Raw genomic sequence first — 1,133 nt, 5'->3', positions numbered from 1 at the left:
TTCCCTTCATTGAGCCCGCCGCCAAAATTCTGCGGCAATGCCTGGATAATTTGTTGCGTCGTCGCATAGCCGCTCTGATCGATGTCCTTGCGATCGAACGTAAGGACGTGCTCACCGGCCGGCGCCGCACCTCGAATGCGGGTGCCCGTAACGATGACATCGGCGCTTGTCGCTGCCCGATCGCGCGGTTCGCCCGCGCGAATGACGAACCCCCCGCCCTCGACTTGTTCGTATTGCAGCCCAGTGCCGCGCAGAAGCGCCTCGAGCGCTTCCTCGACCGTGTATGCCCCGTTGAGCGGAGGTGCCTGTCGCTCACCAACGAGGGCTGAGTCGGCCAGGATCGTCGTCTTCGACAGCGCCGATAGCCGCTCCAGCGCCGCAGCCAGCGACTGGCGCGGTAAACGGATTTCCGCGCGCTCCGCGGTCTGCGCGCGAGCATGCGGCACCCAGCTCCCCCAAGCAATTGCCACGGACGCAATTCCGACGCGCAGCATTCGTCTTGTGCTGGTTCGATTCATAATCTTTTCCCCTCCATCACCCACGATTGCGCGGTTGATAGAAAGGAAACGGCGATTGGAATTTGCCCGCCCGGATTATTTTAAGGTCGGATGAGCCTGATCTCTGATGGGTTCGATTGATCGACGAGCAGGCCGTAAAGCGCAGCGACTGCGCGTGCGAGACCCAGCGGATCGCGGACACGGAAGCCACCGGTGACCCGCATTTCTCCAATCGCAGTATCGCCAAGAACAATCTTGCGATCATTATATCGATTGATCGCGGCGATCGCCTCCGAGACGCGGGTCTGCTGCAGCGTGAGGACGCCGGATGGCCAGTTATCCACGACGACGGGGGTCGGTGTCGCATTGGGTTTGGGGCCGGATATTGCCTCGCCGGAACGAAGCGTCGTGCCGCTTGTCGATGGCGGCGTTACCCGCACCACTCCTTCCTTGACCCTGACCCTTGGCGTCGAGGCGATCAGGTCCACATCAAACACCGCCTCATCGGCGGCAACAGTCCATGATCCAACCCTCACCATGAGCGGAGCAATCCCGCCAGCGCGCGTCGCAAAACGCGCCCTCCCGCGCGTGAGCACCAGATGCCGATCTTTTTTTGGGCCGGCCGCTTCAAGTTCC

The 1,133-nt window shown here is 61.9% G+C and carries 2 protein-coding genes; both read right to left on the bottom strand.

The window, feature by feature from the left end:
- A partial coding sequence (locus BGN95_RS01475) for an STN domain-containing protein (protein ID WP_286771400.1) occupies positions 1-518 on the bottom strand: 518 nt, incomplete at its 3' end.
- Between the two features lie 80 nt (positions 519-598).
- A partial coding sequence (locus BGN95_RS01470) for a FecR family protein (protein WP_286771399.1) occupies positions 599-1,133 on the bottom strand: 535 nt, incomplete at its 5' end.

The organism is Sphingomonas sp. 66-10 (assembly GCF_001897045.1).
Lineage (GTDB): Bacteria > Pseudomonadota > Alphaproteobacteria > Sphingomonadales > Sphingomonadaceae > Sphingomonas > Sphingomonas lycopersici.
Note: the sequence above shows the minus strand (reverse complement) of the source record. Positions and strands in the feature narration are given on the sequence as shown.